11 protein-coding genes are annotated in these 16,335 nt (G+C 68.5%); 9 read left to right on the top strand and 2 right to left on the bottom strand.

All coding sequences use genetic code 11. The features are described from left to right. Positions 1-51: 51 nt before the first annotated feature. The 4 genes from KQ305_RS09435 to KQ305_RS09420 are packed head-to-tail and all read left to right on the top strand — an operon-like array spanning position 52 to position 3,649. Positions 52-924 (top strand): formyl transferase, encoded by an 873-nt coding sequence (locus tag KQ305_RS09435; RefSeq protein ID WP_259725157.1) that lies wholly within the window; start codon positions 52-54, stop codon positions 922-924. Further along, on the top strand, positions 921-1,928 hold the full coding sequence (locus KQ305_RS09430) for a polysaccharide deacetylase family protein (RefSeq protein WP_259725156.1): 1,008 nt from the start codon (positions 921-923) through the stop codon (positions 1,926-1,928). The genes KQ305_RS09435 and KQ305_RS09430 overlap by 4 nt, the downstream gene beginning before the upstream one ends. A gap of 24 nt (positions 1,929-1,952) precedes the next feature. Beyond that, a complete protein-coding gene (locus tag KQ305_RS09425) occupies positions 1,953-2,618 on the top strand; it encodes a DedA family protein (RefSeq protein ID WP_259725155.1) in 666 nt (221 codons plus the stop codon). Further along, positions 2,618-3,649, top strand: a complete 1,032-nt coding sequence (locus KQ305_RS09420; protein WP_259725154.1) for a DUF475 domain-containing protein — start codon at positions 2,618-2,620, stop codon at positions 3,647-3,649. The genes KQ305_RS09425 and KQ305_RS09420 overlap by 1 nt, the downstream gene beginning before the upstream one ends. 21 nt (positions 3,650-3,670) lie before the next feature. Here KQ305_RS09420 and KQ305_RS09415 read toward each other — a convergent pair whose 3' ends face one another. After that, positions 3,671-5,491 (bottom strand): SLC13 family permease, encoded by a 1,821-nt coding sequence (locus tag KQ305_RS09415; RefSeq protein ID WP_259725153.1) that lies wholly within the window; start codon positions 5,489-5,491, stop codon positions 3,671-3,673. Positions 5,492-5,499: 8 nt separating this feature from the next. Continuing rightward, entirely contained in the window at positions 5,500-7,380 is a 1,881-nt protein-coding gene (locus KQ305_RS09410) for an APC family permease (RefSeq protein ID WP_259725152.1), read from the bottom strand. Between the two features lie 105 nt (positions 7,381-7,485). Between KQ305_RS09410 and KQ305_RS09405 the strand changes: the two genes are divergently transcribed. From KQ305_RS09405 to KQ305_RS09385, 5 genes are all read left to right on the top strand, one after another. After that, the gene (locus KQ305_RS09405; RefSeq protein WP_259725151.1) at positions 7,486-8,655 is read left to right on the top strand and encodes a cation:proton antiporter; all 1,170 of its coding nucleotides are present in this window, start codon (positions 7,486-7,488) and stop codon (positions 8,653-8,655) included. 53 nt (positions 8,656-8,708) lie between these two features. Next, positions 8,709-11,483: a cation-transporting P-type ATPase gene (locus KQ305_RS09400; RefSeq protein WP_259725150.1), complete on the top strand. Its 2,775-nt coding sequence runs from the start codon at positions 8,709-8,711 to the stop codon at positions 11,481-11,483. A gap of 172 nt (positions 11,484-11,655) precedes the next feature. Continuing rightward, complete coding sequence (locus tag KQ305_RS09395) at positions 11,656-13,530, top strand: NAD(P)H-quinone oxidoreductase subunit F (protein WP_259725149.1); 1,875 nt, start codon at positions 11,656-11,658, stop codon at positions 13,528-13,530. After that, positions 13,530-15,026 (top strand): NADH-quinone oxidoreductase subunit M, encoded by a 1,497-nt coding sequence (locus KQ305_RS09390; protein ID WP_259725148.1) that lies wholly within the window; start codon positions 13,530-13,532, stop codon positions 15,024-15,026. The genes KQ305_RS09395 and KQ305_RS09390 overlap by 1 nt, the downstream gene beginning before the upstream one ends. After that, positions 15,023-16,333 (top strand): CO2 hydration protein, encoded by a 1,311-nt coding sequence (locus KQ305_RS09385; protein ID WP_259725147.1) that lies wholly within the window; start codon positions 15,023-15,025, stop codon positions 16,331-16,333. Before KQ305_RS09390 ends, KQ305_RS09385 begins: the two co-directional genes overlap by 4 nt. The last annotated feature ends 2 nt before the right edge of the window (positions 16,334-16,335 follow it).

Raw genomic sequence — 16,335 nt, 5'->3', positions numbered from 1 at the left:
CGAAGCGCCACGTCCGTACCATCCGCTGATGGTTCTGCATGCGGCGAATCCATGGCCATGAGCTCCCTGCGGGTGGCCGTGCTCTGCTGCGACGGCCTCTACCAGCGCCACCTGGTGCGGCGGGCGGCCGAGGAGTTCACCCTGGTGGGCGTGGTCCTGCAGGTGTCGCCACCGGCCAGCCGCGGAGCGCTCTCCCGGCTGGCGAAGTACCGCCGGCCCCTGCGGCTGCTGCGCCAGCTGATCGCCCGGGTCCTGCTGCGGCCCCACGACCGCCGCGGCGCGGCCCTGCAACGGCAGCTGTTCCACCACAACGGCGCCCCGCCCGAGCTGCCGGAGGGGGTGCCGCTGCTGGTCACCGCCGCCATCAACGAGGAGCGCACCGCCAGCTTCCTGCGCCAGGTCGCCGCCGACATCGTGCTGGTCAACGGCACCCAGCTGCTGCGGGCGCCGGTGCTGGAGCTGATCCCCTCGATCCGCCACGGCCTCATCAACCTGCACACCGGTCTGTCGCCCTATTCCCGGGGGGCCAACTGCAACCTCTACATGCTCATGGAGGGTCACCCGGAGCTGGTGGGGGTCACGGTGCACCACATCGACCCCGGCATCGACAGCGGCGACATCATCCTGTCGGCCCACGTGCCGATGGAGCCTGACGACGACGTCGAGACCATCGACGTGCGCAGCTTCCAGGTGGGCATCGAGCTGCTGATCGAGGCGGCCCGCCGGCTTGAAGCCGGCACCGCCCCCCGGGTGCCCCAGTGGGAGCAGGGCAAGCTGTTCCTGCGGCGCACCGGCTACGTGTACGAGCCCTGGCAGCGGCTGATGGCCAACCGCCGCATCGCCCGGGGCCTGGTGCGGGCCTACCTGGCCGACCAGGTACGCCGCGATGGGGCCGTGCGGGTGGTGCGGGGGGAGCAGCCATGAGTCGCCTGGGGCGCCTCGCCAACCGGGCAGCGGACCTGCTGTTCCTGCCGCCGCTGGATCGCTTCTGGCGCCGGCGCCTGCGGGGGAAGGTGCTGTGTCTGCTGTATCACCGGGTGGACCAGCCGGGCCGGGTGCCCTTCCTGGACCGCTTCGGGGTGCCACCGATCCCCCCTGCCGCGCTGGCCGCGGAACTGGCCTTCCTGCAGCGCCGCGGCGCCCGCTTCCTCACCTACGCCGATCTGCGGGCGGGCCGCTTTCCCGCCGCCGAGGAGTTTGCTGTGATCGTCAGCTTCGATGACGGCCTGCGCAGCAACTACGAAGAGGGGCTGGAGGTGCTCGAAGGGCTGGGCCTGCCTGCCGTGTTCTTCCAGTCCTCCGGGATGCTCTCCGGCGGGGGGCTGGTCTGGGAGCATGCCCTCTATTGGTATGGCGCCCACCCCGTCCTGGCGCCCCAGCTGGCGGCTCTGGCCCAGCAGCGCCTGGCTTTGCCGGCCGAACTGGAGGGCGCGGCCCTGATCGCCCGGCTGCGGGACACCACCCCCATGGCCGAGGTGCGGGAGCTGCTCGCACAGATGGCGGAGCGCTGGGGCACGGCCGGCGAGCTGGCCTCAGCGGCCGATCGCCTTTACCCCAACGAGTCCCACCTGCGCCGGGCCCGGGACGCCGGCCACGAGCTGGGTAGCCACGGCCACCACCACGTCCCCCGGTGCTCCATCAGCGCGGCGGAGTTCGAGCAGGAACTGGATCAATCCAGCGCCGTGCTCAGCCGGGTCCTGGGGGAGGCGCCCCAGGCGTTCTCCTATCCCTTCAACAGCCATCTGCCCGGCGACGCCCAGATCTGCGGACGCCATTTCTGCCAGGTGGCCACCGTCGACGGGGCCCTGCTCACCGCCTCGACGCCGGCCCTGGACCTGCCCCGCTTCACCTGGCCGGGGCCCCACCCCAACCGACTGCGCCGCCGCCGCTGGCTCTGGACCGGAACACTGGCCTGGCCAGGGAGATAGGGTCTGCCTTCCTTCCACCTTGCGATGGCCTGGCCCCTGGCCGTGTTCGACGGGACCATCAGCCTCACCACCCTGGAATCCCTCCTCCACGACTGGGGGTACTGGGTGGTGTTCGGCGCCATGCTGCTGGAGAACGCTGGCGTGCCCCTGCCCGGCGAGACCGTCACCCTGCTGGCGGGCTATGCGGCCGGCAGCGGCCAGCTGCAGGTGCTCGGGGTGATGGGGGCGGCGGCCGGCGGGGCGATCCTGGGGGACAACCTCGGCTACTGGGTGGGCCGCCGGGCGGGCTGGGGGCTGCTGCTGCGGGCGGGACGGCTGCTGGGCCGCAGTCCGGAGCAGATGGAGGCCCTGCGAGAACGCTTCCTGCGCCACGCCGGCAAGTCGGTGCTGCTGGGGAGGTTCGTGGCGGTGCTGCGGGTGCTCGCCGGCCCGATCGCCGGGGCGGTGCGCATGCCCTACCGCCGTTTCCTGCTGTTCAACATGCTCGGGGCCGTGCTCTGGGCCTCGACGATGGTGGGCCTGGCCTGGCTCGGCGGACGTTGGATCCCCTTCGATCAGATGGTGAAGGGCGTCGTCGAGTTCGGCCTCGGCGCCCTGGTGTTGCTGGTGATCGTGCTGGTGGTGCCGAAGCTGGTGGCCCGCTTCGAGGCGCGTCAGCTGGAAGATGAGGCAGAAGAGAGCCCCCCTTGATGCGATATCTGCGCTATCTGCTGGTGCCCCTGGCGTGCTGCGCCGGGGGGCTCGCGATCGTGCTCGGCCTGCATGGCCTGGAGGCGGCCTGGATCACCCTGGTGCTCCTGCTTCTGGAGATCTCACTCTCCTTCGACAATGCGGTGGTGAACGCCAGGGTGCTCGATCGACTCACCCCCGGTCAGCAGCGCTTCTTTCTCACCTGGGGCTTGGTGATTCCCGTCTTCGGCGTTCGCTTTGCGGGCCCCCTGGTGATGGTGTCCCTGGCCGGTGGCGTCGGCATGGGCACCGCCCTCGATGCGGCCCTGCACCACCCGCAGCGCTACCGGGAGCTGCTGGAGCTGGCGGAACCCAGAATCCTCGCCTTCGGCGGACTGTTTCTGCTGATGGTGTTTCTGCGCTATTTCTTCGACGAAGCCAAGACCCTTCATTGGTTCCGCCCCCTGGAACGCCGCCTCAGCGCCGCCGGACGGGTGGAGTCACTGGAAGTGGCCCTCGCCCTCATCCTGCTGCTGCTGCTCGTCGCCGTTCTGCCTGCGGGCCTGCGGGCCGAGGTGATGATCAGCGGCGTGATCGGCCTGGTGCTGCAGCTGCTGAGCACCTCCCTGGCCGAGGCCTTCGGTGATGAGGAGCAGGCGGGGTTGCGGCTGGCCGCAGGGGGGGGGCTGGCCAGCCTGCTCTATCTGGAGCTTCTCGATGCCTCCTTCAGCCTCGATGGCACCATCGGGGCCTTCGCTATCACCCAGAACCTGGGCCTGATCCTCACCGGCCTGGGGCTCGGAGCCCTTTTCATCCGCTCCCTCACCCTGATGCTGAGCCGGGAGAAGGCACTCGATCAGCTGGTGTTCCTGGAGCATGGCGCCCATTACGCCATCGGCGCCCTTGGGGTTCTGATGCTGTCCAGCATCGTGCTGGCCCAGCACGATCTCCATCTGCCTGAATGGTTCACGGGCCTGATCGGCATCGGGATGCTGCTGCTCTCCCTAGGCGATTCACTGCGGCAACGGGGTGGCCTGCGGCGCACGCCCTGAACCCGCCGGTGCCTGCAGGAGCTACAGGCCGAAGTGCCGGCAGATCAGCCAGGGCACCACAAGCGCCAGCCCGAATGTGAGGGGCGCCCCGTAGCGGGCCATGTCCAGAAAGCGATAGCGGCCGGGGCCGAACACCATCAGGTTGGTCTGGTAGCCGATCGGGGTGAGGAAGCTCTGGCTAGCGGCGAAGGTGATCGCGAAGATGAAGGCCATCGGCGGCATCGCCAGCCCCTTGGCCAGTTCGGTGGCGATCGGGATCAGCAGCACCACGGTGGTGCCGTTGCTGAGGGCTTCGGTGAAGACCTGTCCCAGCACGAACACCACGAGCAGTACCCCATAGGCGGGCCAGCCCTGGAGGGAGCGCAGCAGATCGGTGGCCAGGGCCTCCGCCAGACCGGTCTTCTGCATCGCCACGCTGAAGCAGGACAGGGAGCCCAGCAACAGGATCACGTCCCAGCGGATGGAGCGCAGCAATTCTCCGGAGCGCAGGCAGCCCGTGGCCACCATCGCCACCATCGCCAGCAGCACCGACGCCATCAACGGCAGGATCTTGAGCATCGGCAGCAGGATCATCAGCGCCGCGATCACCATGGCGACAAGCTTGCGATCGGTGGTGGGCAAGTCCTTCTCGAGCTCGTCAAGCAGCACCAGGTCGTTGTTGGCCTGCATGCCGCGAATGGCATCCACCGGCGCCTGCAACAGCAGCACGTCGCCGGCCTGCAGCACCACCCGGCCCAGCAGCTCGCGCAGCACCTGGTTCCCCCGCCGCACTGCCAGCAGGGTGGCGTTGTAGCGCTGGCGAAAGCGCATGTCCCGCACGCTCGCCCCGGCCAGGGTGGAACCGTTGGGCAGCAGCACCTCCACCACCCGCTGGGGGGAGGTCGTCTCGCCGGCCAGTTCGCGCAGGTCCTCCTCCTGGTCGCCAATCGGGGCGAGGGTCACCGTGTGCTCCTGCTGGAGACGCAGCAGGTTGTCGCGGTTACAGCGCAGCAGCAGGCGGTCACCAGCCTGCAGGGGCAGGTCGGCCAGGGGCGCGGTGAAGCTGTCCTGGCCGCGGTGCAGCTCCAGCACGTCGACGTCGAAACGCCGCTGCAGGCGGCTGTTGTGCAGCGACTGGCCGATCAGACCCGACTGCTCCGGAATCAGCACGTCCGTGAGGTAGCCGTCGCGGGTAAGGCCGCCGAGCAGGTCCTCATCGCCCTTGCCGCGGTCGGGCAGCAGCCGATCGGAGACCAGCAACATGTACAGCCCCCCCAGCAGCCACACGGGGATGCCGATGGCCGTGAAGCTGAACAGCTCCAGGGAGCCGTAGCCCAGCTGGCGGCTCACATCACTGGCCAGCAGGTTGGTGGAGGTGCCGAGCAGGGAGATGGTGCCGCCCAGCACGGTGGCGAACGACAGGGGCAGCAGCACCTTCGAGGGGGAGACGCCGCGGCGGTGGCACCAGCCCTCGATCACCGGAAGCAGGGTGGCCACGATCGGGGTGTTGGGGATGAAGCCGGAGATGGGGGCGACCACGCCCACCATCAGGGCGATCATCCGCTTGGGGCTGCGGACGGCATCGGAACCGATCAGGGCCCGCAACCGATCCAGGCCGCCGCTGCGGAACAGCCCTGCGGAGACGGCGAACAGACCCATCAGGGTGATCAGGGCCGGGCTGCCGAACCCCTGCACCGCCTCATCGGGATTGAGCACCTGGAAGCTGACCAGCAGGGCCGCCGCCAGCAGACCGGTCACCTCCGGGGCGAGCCAACCGGTGACGAACAGCACCATGGCCCCCACGAACACCGCCAGGGTGATGAGACCCTCCGGGGTGGCGGCGACCGTGAGGAACGCTTGCATCGAGCCGTTCAGAGGTAGAAGCCGACCGTAGTGACGACCCGGGTGCCGCGCTCACGCAGGGCCTGCCGCAGGCGAATCGTCGACTGGTTGTGCAACAGGTTCTCCCAGCGCTGCCGGGTGACGAACACCGGCAACACCACCATGCAGAAGGCCTCGTGATGCTTGCGGTGCAGCGTCTCGAAGCGCCGCACGAAGGCGACCACCGGATCCACCAGGGAGCGGTAGGGGGACTCCAGCACCTCCAGGGGGATGTCCGGCAGCTGGCGACTCCATTGCTCGCGTAAGGCCTGGGCGCGACCGCCGCCGAGATCCACGTGAACGGCCACGAGCTCGCTGGCGTTGCTGCGGGCGAAGCAGAGGGCTTCAAGGCTGCCGCGATGCAGCTGGCCCACCAGCACCACCGTGGGGATGCCGCCACCGGCGGGAGGGGCGGCCGGCAAGGGCAGGGGCCCATCGGTGGCCAGGCGCAGACGCAGGGCCACGTCGTCGTAGTGGGTGCGGATGCGGAGGTACAGCGCCACCAGCAGCGGTATCGCCACCACCACCACCCACGCCCCCTGGGTGAACTTGCTGATCAGAAGAATTACCGCCACCACGGCGGTGATCGCTGCACCGATGCCGTTGATCAGCGCCCGGGACCGCCAGCCACGCTCCCGCAGCTTCCACCAGTGCACCACCATCCCCGCCTGGGACAGGGTGAAGCTGATGAACACCCCTACGGCATAGAGCGGGATCAGGCGGCTGACGCTGCCGTCGACGATCACCAGCAGCAGGCCGGCCAGGCCGCTGAGGGCAAAGATGCCGTTGCTGAACACCAGCCGGTCGCCCAGGGAACAAAGCTGGCGCGGTAGAAATCCGTCCTGGGCGAGGAAGGCCGACAGCCGCGGGAAATCCGCGTAGGCGGTGTTGGCGGCCAGCAGCAGAATCAGCAGCGTGGCGAGCTGCAGTACGAACAGCAGCGGCCCATCGCCGAAGATCCGATCGCCCAGCTGATAAAGCAGCGTGGGTCCGTTGTCCTGCACCACCAGGCCGCCCTGGCTGGCCAGGGCGCTGATGCCACTGAACATCAGGGCCAGCATCAACACCATCACCCCCAGCACCCGACGGGCGTTGCGCCACTCCACCGGCTTGAAGGCGGCGACGCTGTCGCTGATCGCCTCGATCCCGGTGAGGGCGGCGCAGCCGGAGCTGAAGGCCCGCATCAACAGCAGGGGGCCAATGGCCTGCAGACCCTGGCTGCCCTGGTGGGCCGCCGCCAGCAGCCGTTGCTGCTCCGCCAGCGGCAGGGGGGGGAGCTGTCCCAGCCCCATCTTGATGAACCCTGCCACCAGCAGGGTGACGACGGCCCCCATGAACAGGTAGGTGGGCAGGCTCAGGAACCTGGCGCTGGAACTGACCCCCCGCAGATTGGCGAGCATCACCAGCAGCACCGCCAGCAGACACAGGGGTACCCGCGCCGCAGCCAGCCCAGGGAAATAGGACGTGAGGGCGGCGATACCGGCAGCCACGCTCACCGCCACCGTCAGGACATAGTCGATCGAGAGGGAGGCTCCGGCCACCAGGCCAGCGCCCTGACCGAGATTCTGCTGCGAGACCCGGTAGGAGCCGCCCCCCAGCGGATAGGCCTTGATCGTCTGCCGGTAGCTGCTGGCCACGATCAGCATCAGTCCCACGATCAGCACCGTGATCGGCAGGGTGAACGGCAGGGCCGCCGCCCCGCCCATCCCCAGCACCAGCACGATTTCCTGGGTGGCGTAGGCCACCGAGGAGAGGGCGTCGGAGCTCAGGATCGCCAGGGCCTCGGCGTTGCTGTAGCGCTCCTCGTGGTGGGCGCTGGTGGGCAGGGGTGTGCCGATCAGCCGGCGTCGCAGGTTGTCAAGGATGAGCATGCGACTTCGGCTCTTCCGCTGGATGACTTAGGACGCTAGGTCTGCATCCCTTCGGCACCACAACGTGGCTGGGGGGCTTGAATGCCGTCTGGGCGGATTCGTGCCATGGCACACCCTTCACTGCTCAGCACCCTCCTGATCCTGCTGATCGGCGTGCTGCTGGCACGCCTGTCGGAAGGCTGGATGGCCCGCCTGGCGGTTCCGGCGATCGTTCTGGAGCTCGTCATGGGCTTCGTCCTCGGCAACACCGTGGTGCCGTTCAAGGCGATGGAGCCCCTCAGCGGCCTGACGGAGCTGGGGGTGCTCACCCTGTTTTTCCAGGTGGGGCTGGAGGTGCGCGGCGACCTGCTCAGCACCCGCCGTGCCGCGATCCTGCGCACGGTGGCGCTGAGCTTCCTGACGCCGATGCTCGCCTTCTGGCCCCTGAAAAGCGCCTTCGGTCTCTCCACCCCCACCACCCTCCTTTGCCTGGCGGTGCTGAGTGCCACCGGCACCGGCGTGACCCTGCGGCTCCTGGCCCAGCGCGGAGCCCTGCAGACCCCCTCGGGCCGGATGCTGGTGGGGGTGTCAGTCCTCGATGATCTGCCGGCCATCGCTCTGCTGGCGATCGCCACCGCCAGTGCTGGCCTGCGGCTGGGTAGCCAGGGGATGGGCTGGGCCGGACCACTGCTGGGGCTGCTGCTGGCGCTGCTCAGCTGGCTGGCGGTGGCGCACTGGAGCCGCCACCACAGCCGGCGGCCCACCAGCGCCCTGGCGATCCTGATGCTGCTGATCGGCTCGGCCTGGGTGGGGGAGGCCTGCGGCCTGACCAGCCTGCTGGGGGCCCTCTGGGGAGGGGTGCTGATGGCCCGGCTGGGGCCGGTGGAAGGGGAGGTGCAGCGGGTGCTGACCGTGCTCTCGGAGGTGTTCCTGCCCCTCTATTTCATCAGTGTGGGGATGCGCATCAGCGCCGGCACCCTGCTGCAGCCGGCGGCCTGGAGCCTGGCGGCGGCCCTGATCGTGATGGCGGTGCTGAGCAAGCTGGCCTGTGGCCTGGGCATCCACCGCAACGACAGGCGGGCGGGGGTCGACCGCTGGCTGGTGGTGTTCGGTCTGATCCCCCGTGGCCTGCCGGGGCTGGTGTTCGCCACCACCGCCCTGAACCAGGGCCTGATCGATGCGGTGCAGTTCTCCTCCCTCGTGCTGATGGTGACGTTCACCACGGTGGTGGGCCTGATGCTGCTGGAGCGGCGGCTAAATCGCCTCGAGGCAGTTCCGCAAGGTGTGCACGGCTAACCGGAAGCGCCGCATCCTGTGACTAATGTTTGTGCGATTCGTGAACCGCCGCGTTGAACACCGCCACCACCGCGACCCCCTGGCACGCCCTGGCTCCTGAGGCTTGCCTCGAGGCGCTGGAGGCCAGCACCGACGGCCTGAGCACGGCCCAGTGCGCCGAACGCCTGGCCAGGGTGGGACTGAACCGGCTGGAACTCAAGGCCGGACGCAGCAACCTGCGCATCCTCTGGGATCAGTTCAGCAACGTGATGCTGATCATGCTCCTGGCCGTGGCGGCGGTCTCGGCCGGTGTGGCCTATGCCGCCCAGCGCTTCCCCAAGGATGCGATCGCCATCGTGCTGATCGTGGGCCTCAACGCCCTTCTCGGCTACATGCAGGAAAGCCGCGCCCAGCAGGCGCTCCAGGCCCTGCGCGACATGGCCCAACCCCTGGTGACCGTACGTCGGGACGGCATCTGGGAACGGCTGCCCAGCGAACAGCTGGTGCCCGGGGACCTGATCCGGGTCGAGGCTGGCGACCGGGTACCGGCCGATGCCCGCCTGCTGGAGGTGGCCGAGCTGGGCCTGCGCGAGGCGGCCCTCACCGGCGAGGCCGAAGCGGTGAACAAGCTGGCCATGCTGGTGCTCGAACCCTCCACCCCCGTCCTGGAGCGTCAGAACTGCGTGTTTCAGGGCACCGAAGTGGTGCGTGGCCGCGGTCTGGCCGTGGTCAGCGCCACGGGCATGGACACCGAACTGGGCAAGATCGCCCAGATGATCAACACGGCGGGGGGGGAGACCACACCGCTGCAGGAACGGCTCGACGGTCTCGCCAACGTGCTGGTCGTCTCCGCCCTGGCCTTGGTGGCCGTGGTGGTTCTTCTGGGCTGGCTGCTGGGCCAGCGCCTGCTGGATCTTCTGGAGGTGGCCCTGTCGATGGCGGTGGCGATCGTGCCGGAGGGGCTGCCGGCGGTGATCACGGTGACCCTGGCCATCGGCACCCAGCGGATGGTGCAGCGCGCCGCCCTGATCCGGCGTCTGCCGGCGGTGGAGGCCCTGGGTTCGGTCACGGTGATCTGCACCGACAAGACCGGCACCCTCACCCTCAACCGCCAGGTGGTGCAGGAGCTGCGCAGCGGCACCACGGCGCTTCAGGTGAGCGGCAATGGCTACGACCCCCACGGCGAGTTCCACACCACCGAGCTCACCCCCCCGCCCGGAGCCACCGCCGGTGTGGCGCCAGGCGGCCGCAATCTGCTGCTCCAGGCTGGCGTCCTCTGCAGCGACGCCGAACTCAAGCAGGAGCCGGACGGTCGCTGGGAAATCCTCGGCGATCCCACCGAGGGAGCCCTGGTGGTGGCAGCGGCAAAGGCCGACCTGGATGGTTTCGCCATGCGCAGCCATTACAAGCGCGACGCCGAGATCCCCTTCAGCTCCGAGCGCCAGCTGATGGCGGTGTGGGTCTTGGATCGTGACGGCAGCCTGCAGGCTCCCCTGGGGGACACGGCGGCCGGCTCCAGCACCTTGATGATCAGCAAGGGGGCCCCCGAGGTGATCCTCGGCACCTGTGATCGCTGGCTCGACGCCTCCGGCGTTGCCACCCTCAGCGATGACCAGCGCCAGTGGTGGCTGGAACAGGCCCGGGATCTGGCCGCCTCCGGCCTGCGGGTGCTCGCCTTCGCCTGCGCCCCCCACCACCCCAGCCCCGAGCATGAACTGGAGCACCAGGTGCTGCTGGGGCTGATGGCCCAGCTGGATCCCGCCCGCCCCGAGGTGGCCATGGCGGTGGCCCGCTGCCGGGAAGCTGGCATCCGCCCGGTGATGATCACCGGCGACCACCCCCTCACCGCCCGGGCCATCGGCGTCAACATCGGCCTGGTCGACGCCGGCGCCGAAGTGGTGCTCGGCCGGCAGCTGGAGGAGGCCGATGCCGCCGGCCTGGCCGCGATCGTGGCTCGCTGCAACGTCTATGCCCGGGTGCCGCCCGAGCAGAAGCTGCGCATCGTCAAGGCTCTCCAGGGCCTGGGCCAGGTGGTGGCCATGACCGGCGACGGCGTCAACGACGCCCCGGCCCTCAAGCAGGCCCACATCGGCGTGGCCATGGGCATCACCGGTACTGAGGTGAGCAAGGAGGCCTCCGACATGGTGCTGCTCGACGACAACTTCGCCACGATCGTCAACGCCGTGGAGCAGGGGCGGCTGGTGTACGCCAACATCCGCCGTTTCATCAAGTACATCCTCGGCAGCAACGTGGGTGAACTGATCACGATCGCTTCGGCCCCGCTGCTGGGGCTGGTGGGCGTGCCGATGAGCCCCATCCAGATCCTCTGGATGAACCTGGTCACCGATGGGGTGCCCGCCCTGGCCCTGGCCCTGGAGCCCGGGGAGGCCGGCTTGATGCAACGTCCCCCCGCCGAGCCCGGTGAATCGATCTTCGCCAGAGGGATCGGCAGCTACATCCTGCGCATCGGCGTGGTGTTCGCCGTGATCACGATCACGATGATGGTGCTGGCCTACAGGTCCGGTGGGCCCGATGGTCCCTGGAAGACGATGGTGTTCACGATGCTGTGCCTGGCCCAGATGGGTCACGCCCTGGCGGCCCGCAGCGACCGCCCGCTGGTGCAGGTGAATCCCTTCACCAACCCATGGTTACTGGGAGCGGTGGTGTTCACCACCCTGCTGCAGTTGTCGTTGCTCTACGTCCCCGTCCTCTCGCAGTTCTTTGGCACCGTGCCCCTCTCGGCCCGCGACCTGGGCATCTGTGTCGGCTTCAGTCTGTTGTTCTTCCTTTACCTGGAACTCGAGAAAGTATGGCGGCTCTGGCGCCGCCGCCGCAGCGCCAACGCCTGAAGCCTTTCCCGTCGCACGGCCCAGGGGACGGCTGAGGAGACCACGGCTGACTGATAACGAAAGCTTGCAGTTCCCATAGGACTTTCCGTTTCGGAAAGCCCACCACTCGGCGCCGGGGATCTTAGTCTTCGCCACCACGCGGGCCATCACCGGTCCCGATTGTTCTCCCGCCATGACCCTGTTCTTCGCCCAGACGGCCTGGCTGGTCCCCCTCTACCCCTTGCTGGCGGCATTGGTGTCCCTGGCCTGGTCGCCCGGGTTCATCTGGAAGACGGGACCGCGCCCCTGCGGCTACTTCAACCTGACCATGGTCAGCGTGGCGTTTGCCCACAGCCTCCTGGCCCTGCTGGCGGCCAATGCCCATCCAGAGGCCCTGCCCCTGCACTTCGGCTGGACCTGGCTGGACACCGCCGGCCTCGCGATCGGCTTCGACGGCTCAATCACCCAGCCGGCCCTGATCGCCACCCTGTTCGTCACCGGGGTCCATGTGCTGGCCCAGATCTTCGCCATCGGCTATCTGGAGATGGATTGGGGCTGGCCACGCTTCTTCGGCTCCCTCAGCTTTTTCGAGGCCGGACTGTGTGCCCTTCTGCTCACGGATTCACTGTTCTTCAGCTATGTGATCCTCGAGCTACTCACGCTCGGCACCTATCTGATTGTGGGCACCTGGTACAACCAGTCGCTGGTGGTGAAAGGGGCGCGGGATGCCTTCCTCACCAAGCGCATCGGTGACCTCATCCTGCTGGCTGGCCTGGTGGCGATCCTGCCGGTCACCGGCACCTGGAACTTCGGTGCCCTCGCCACCTGGGCCGCGGCCCAGACCCCGGGAAGCCTGCCCCTGAGCCAGGAGCTGATCCTGCTGGCCCTGGTGGCCGGTCCCATGGGCAAGTGCGCCCAGATCCCTCTGCACCTCTGGCTGGATGAGGCCATGGAGGGTCCGCTTCCCTCCACCGTCCTGCGTAACTCGGTGGTGGTCGCCGGTGGCGCCTGGGTGCTGCTGAAGCTCCAGCCCATGTTGGCCCTCAGCCCCCTGGTGACCACGGTGCTGGTGGTGGTGGGCGGCACCACCGCCCTGGTGGGGGCGCTGATCGCCCTGGCCCAGATCGACATCAAACGGGCCCTGTCCTTCCTGGCCAGCAGCTGGATGGGCCTGCTGTTCCTCGCCGTGGGCCTGGGTGATCCCACCGTGGCGGGTCACCTGCTGCTGGTCTACCCCCTGCCGATGGCGCTGGTGCTCATGGCCGTGGGCACAGTGATCGTCAGCAATGTCACCCAGGACCTCACCCAGCTGGGGGGTCTGTGGAGCCGCCGGCCGCTGGTGGGCCTGGCCTTCCTGACCGGGGCCGGTGGCCTGATGGCCCTGCCGCCCTTCGGGGGCTTCGCCGCCATCCGCGAGCTGCTCGAACTCTGCAGCTCCAGCCCCCAGCCGCTGCTGCTGGGCGGTTTCGTGCTGGTCACCAATGCCCTGATGGCGGCCGGTCTGGTGCGGGTGTTCGGCCTGATCTGGGGCGGGCGCCCCAGCCTCTTCACGATCCGCTCCGCCGAGGTGCTCTGGCTGATGGTGCTGCCCACCCTGGTGCTGATGGGGGTGGTGCTGCACCTGCCGATCCTGTTGGCCCGTTTCGGCGTCTTCGCCGCCTCGCCCTTGCTGGGCTGGGGTCCCCAGGCCGTGCCCCTGTTGCTCTCCACCCTGGTGGGCGGCGGGGTGTCGGCGGTCTTTTACCTGAGGCCCCATCCCCTGGCCCAGCTGCCTTCCGCCCTCGGCGGTCTGCAGCACTGGCTCGCCCATGACATGAACACGGAGAACTTCTACCAGCGCTCCGTGGTGGCGCTGGTGCTCGGCCTGGCCCGGCTGAGTTCCTGGACGGATCGGCAGCTGGTGGATGGCTTCACCGGCGCAACTGGAGAAGCCGCTCTCCAGAGCGCCCGCCGCCTCAGCTTCACCACCTCCGGCCGCACCCAGACCTATGCCCTGACCCTGCTGATCGGCGTTGTGCTGATGGCCGCCTGGCTGCTGACGATCGTGCCCTCCACCCTGCTGCGCTGATGGCCCTCCTCCTGCTCTTGCTTCTGCCGGCCCTTGGGGCCGGGCTTTTACCGCTGCTGCCTGAGCGCCAGGTGCTGCTGCGCCGCGTGGCGCTGGTGACTGCACTGCTCCAGTTGATCATTGGTCTCACCCAGTTGGGCCAGTCCCCCACTGAGCTGCACCAGGTGTGGTTGCCGCGGATTGGCCTCGCCCTCGACCTCGGCCTCGATGGCCTGTCAGCTCCGCTGGCTGTCCTGATCGCCCTGATCGTTCTCGTGACCGTGCTGGCCAGCCCCGCCGACCAGGCCCGGCCGCGGCTGTTCTTCAGCTTGCTGCTGGCCACCGATGTCGGCCTGATGGGGGCAGTGCTGGCCCGCAACGCGCTCCTGTTCCTGCTGGCCTACGAGCTGGTGCTGATCCCCACCACACTGCTGCTGGCCGTCTGGGGTGGCCCGCGCCGCGCCCAGGCGGCCATCCAGTACGTCATGTACGGCGCTGCTTCGGGACTGGCCCTGCTGGGCGGCGTGCTGGCCCTGGGCTGGCTCAACGGCGATGGCTTCAGCTTCGCCTTCGCCGATCTGGCCGCCATGCAGCTCCCCACAGGATCCAGCCACTGGGTGTTCGCCCTGCTGGTGCTGTCCTTCGGCCTCAAGCTGCCGGTGGTCCCCCTGCATGGCTGGCAGCCCCTGGCCTACGGCCAGGCCTCCAGTCCGGTGGCGATCTTGCTCAGCGGTGGGGTCTCCATCCTCGGCGGGTACGGCCTGCTGCGCTTCGCCATCGGCTTCATGCCGGATGAATGGATCCTCTGGTCCCCATGGATCGCCGGGGTCGGCGCCCTCACGGCGGCCTATGGCGCCCTCAACGCCATCGTCCAGAGCGACATCCGTCGCCTGGTGGCCTACGGCTCCCTCGGCCACATGGGGCTGCTGGTGGTGGCCCTGGCAGCCGCCACCCCCCTGAGTCTGCAGGGGGTGGTGGCCCAGCTGCTGGCCCACGGTCTGATCTCGGCCCTGCTGTTCCACCTGGTGGGTCTGATCGAGGCCAAGACCGGCTCCATCCAGATCCCCGAGCTGGCGGGCCTGCTGAATCCCTACCGCGGCCTGCCCTTCACCCTGGGTTTGTTCCTGCTGGCCCTGATGGCCAGTGCAGGCATCCCCGGCCTGGCGGGCTTCGTGCCCGAATTCCTGATGTTCGAGGCCAGCTGGACCCCCTTCCCGGTGGCCACCCTGCTCTGCCTGATCGCCTCGGGGTTCACGGCCGTGTACGCGGTGCGGGTGTTCAACAGGGTCGGCTTCGGCCGTCTCGATAACGACCGTGTCGACTACCCCGTCACCGTATGGAGCGAGCGCTTCCCGGCCGTGCTTCTCGCTGCCCTGGTGCTGGTGGGCGGCCTCTGGCCCGGCCTGCTGGTGGGCTGGAGCGAATCCACCACCACGGCCCTAGCCCTGCGCCGTGAACCGTTCACCGCCCTCGTGGCCATCGCCCCCTCCGCGTCCCCCCGCCAGCTCCCCTCATGACGCCCCCCACCGCCACCGCACCGGAAGCCGTGCGTCAGCCCCTGATCCCCCCGTCGACCCATCGCTACGCCGAAGTGATCCACCGGCTCGAGGCGGGCGGCTCGATGCTGCCGGACACGCCCGAGAACCTGATGCAGATCATCGGCATCTACAAGGCCTACGCCGTGCCGATGGATTTCTACTGGCGTGACCTGCTCTACATCGCCGAGCGGGTGTTCCTCGATCCCCTGCCCGCCTTCAAGTACTTCCCCACCCAGGAGTACCTCGATCTGCCCAACTCCTACCAGGGTGAGCAGTCGAAGCTGCGCATCTGGCGCGGCGGTGAGAAGGCCCACCCGGAACTGCTGGAGTTCATGGCCAAGGGCGAGACGACGGCCATGCCGAAGCTGCTGCATCACCTGTGGCACGACCGCATCAACATGGAGTTCGCCGAGGCCTGCATGGATGCCATGTTCTGGCACCAGGGCATGGGTGGCCGCTTCTACGACTACCTGGAGTGCGACGCCTACAAGGCCAACGCCGATCGGGCGATCAAGGCCTACTTCAAGGGCAATCCCCTGATGCTGGGGCTCTACGCCCTGTTCCCGGAGATGTTCCTGGAGCAGGTGCGCAAGATGAGCTACTACGCCAACCTCGGCCTGTTCTGGGAGGTGATGGCGCCGGTGTTCTTCGAGATGAGTGACATCTACGACGAGGGCGGCTTCTCCGGCGTGCCCGCCGCCATGGATTTCCTGGTCAACGGCATTTTCGCCGTGGCGGGCCGGCCCATCTACCACCATGTTTACATCGGTGGGGAATGCCTCGAGATCATTCCCAAATCGGAAGGGTTCACCTGGCTTTACGAGGCGGCCCTTCCCTATGTGGAAGCCGTGTTCTACCGGACCGCCCCCTTCCGGGGCACCAAGAGCTACAACGCCCAGGCCGGCCAGGTGCCCTCCGAGCAGGCTGATTTCCATTACGGCATCCTCTATGCCGATGTCTTCCCGGTGGGTTCGGCGGGGATCCCCCCCACCCTGCTGATGCAGGACATGCTGCACTTCCTGCCCCCGTACCTCACCGAGCTCTACGCCCAGCACAAACGCGGCGAGGGCGACATCCTCAACCAGCTGGGTGTCACCTTCCAGCGCTCCATGTACAACGTGACCTCGGCGGTGATCCAGGCCCTGCGCTGCGCCCTGCTCTATCCCCTCGATGACACCGACCCCGAGCACCTGATGGCCAACCGGAAGTTTTTCGAGGCCCAGATGGACCGCTTCATCAGGCCCGAGGCCCGCCTGAGCCAGATCCAGACCCAGGACTACCGCTAGGA

The organism is Synechococcus sp. CS-1332, from assembly GCF_025127995.1.
Lineage (GTDB): Bacteria > Cyanobacteriota > Cyanobacteriia > PCC-6307 > Cyanobiaceae > Cyanobium.
Note: the sequence above shows the minus strand (reverse complement) of the source record. Positions and strands in the feature narration are given on the sequence as shown.

Excerpts from the sequence above, each read along its gene's own strand:
- KQ305_RS09435 (WP_259725157.1), top strand. The coding sequence starts at position 52 with ATGGCCATGAGCTCCCTGCGGGTGGCCGTGCTCTGCTGCGACGGCCTC.
- KQ305_RS09430 (WP_259725156.1), top strand. The coding sequence starts at position 921 with ATGAGTCGCCTGGGGCGCCTCGCCAACCGGGCAGCGGACCTGCTGTTC.
- KQ305_RS09425 (WP_259725155.1), top strand. The coding sequence starts at position 1,953 with ATGGCCTGGCCCCTGGCCGTGTTCGACGGGACCATCAGCCTCACCACC.
- KQ305_RS09420 (WP_259725154.1), top strand. The coding sequence starts at position 2,618 with ATGCGATATCTGCGCTATCTGCTGGTGCCCCTGGCGTGCTGCGCCGGG.
- KQ305_RS09415 (WP_259725153.1), bottom strand. The coding sequence starts at position 5,491 with ATGCAAGCGTTCCTCACGGTCGCCGCCACCCCGGAGGGTCTCATCACC.
- KQ305_RS09410 (WP_259725152.1), bottom strand. The coding sequence starts at position 7,380 with ATGCTCATCCTTGACAACCTGCGACGCCGGCTGATCGGCACACCCCTG.
- KQ305_RS09405 (WP_259725151.1), top strand. The coding sequence starts at position 7,486 with ATGGCACACCCTTCACTGCTCAGCACCCTCCTGATCCTGCTGATCGGC.
- KQ305_RS09395 (WP_259725149.1), top strand. The coding sequence starts at position 11,656 with ATGACCCTGTTCTTCGCCCAGACGGCCTGGCTGGTCCCCCTCTACCCC.
- KQ305_RS09390 (WP_259725148.1), top strand. The coding sequence starts at position 13,530 with ATGGCCCTCCTCCTGCTCTTGCTTCTGCCGGCCCTTGGGGCCGGGCTT.
- KQ305_RS09385 (WP_259725147.1), top strand. The coding sequence starts at position 15,023 with ATGACGCCCCCCACCGCCACCGCACCGGAAGCCGTGCGTCAGCCCCTG.